2 protein-coding genes are annotated in these 1,142 nt (G+C 37.2%); both read left to right on the top strand.

All coding sequences use genetic code 11. The annotated features are described in order from the left end of the window. On the top strand, nucleotides 1-282 hold a 282-nt coding region (locus tag A1D16_RS09775), incomplete at its 5' end, for a winged helix-turn-helix domain-containing protein (protein WP_290709176.1). A 56-nt stretch (nucleotides 283-338) separates the two neighbouring features. Next, the coding region (locus tag A1D16_RS09770; protein WP_290709175.1) for a histidine kinase dimerization/phospho-acceptor domain-containing protein at nucleotides 339-1,142 on the top strand (804 nt) is incomplete at its 3' end.

The raw sequence follows: 1,142 nt of genomic DNA, 5'->3' as shown, positions 1-1,142 counted from the left end.
ATTGACCGAAAAAACAAGTTGGTTACCCGAAACGGCCAGCCCATTCAGCTTACCCCCCGAGAATACCAGATTTTATTAAAACTGCTGGAAAACAAAGGAGAACTCGTTTCAAAGAACCAGCTTATCCAGGAAATATGGGGCAGTTTCATTGATACCAATACCAATACCATCGAAGTTTATATCAATTTTATACGGAACAAAATTGATAAACCATTTGGTAAAAATAATATCAAAACCAAGGTAGGATACGGCTATTATTTTGATGAACAGGATGGGAATTAGAAGAAAAATATTAGTGTACTTTTTCATTAACCACCATTCTTTTTAAACCCGGTGTGGTGCTTTTTTTTGTGTATACCCTGTTCTCTGACTACCGAAAAGAAGAGTTTCACCAGCGGCAGAAAGAAAAGATCCGGTCTACCCTGTTTTTTTTAAGCGAGAATAAAAATGCCGATTGGGAGTTGACAAGTAAAATTGACCGTCTTACGATCAATGACCTCGTAAATGAGAAATTACTCATTTTCAACAGTAAAAAGGAATTGATTTATTCCAGTATTGATGATACACCGGTACAATACTCCAGGAAAATATTGGAGAATTTATCTGCCGGATCGGAATGGTATGAGGGGCGCGAAAAAGTGTATGATGTGGTAGGCCTGTATTTTCAGAACGAGGGTAAGGTATATTATGGAATCAGTAAGGCACAGGATTTATTTGGGTTTTCCAAACTCAATTATTTACGTAATATCCTGCTGCTGAGCTTTTTTGGGTTCTGTATAAGCGTGGTAGTAATTGCTTATTTATTGTCTAAGAAAATAACCGATCCGCTGGAGTCAATAACAAAGCAAATTGAGTCCTATAATTTTGAAGCGTCGTTTAATCCGATTCAATACCAGCAATCCGGAAGTGAAATGGCCATTCTGGCCGATCAGTTTAATAAGCTGATGAAAAGAATGAATGAAGTGTTTTCCTTTCAAAAACATGCTATCCATCATATTTCCCATGAGTTAAAAACACCGATATCTATCCTGGTATCCAACTTTGAACGGATGGAAGCAGAAACAGATCCCGGTCGTTTGAAACAAATGATTAAAATCCAGAAAGAGGATACCAAAAAGTTGAGTGAGATCATCAATGCTTTG

Source organism: Flavihumibacter sp. CACIAM 22H1, from assembly GCF_001601815.1.
In the GTDB taxonomy this organism is placed as follows: Bacteria; Bacteroidota; Bacteroidia; order Chitinophagales; family Chitinophagaceae; genus Flavihumibacter.
Note: the sequence above shows the minus strand (reverse complement) of the source record. Positions and strands in the feature narration are given on the sequence as shown.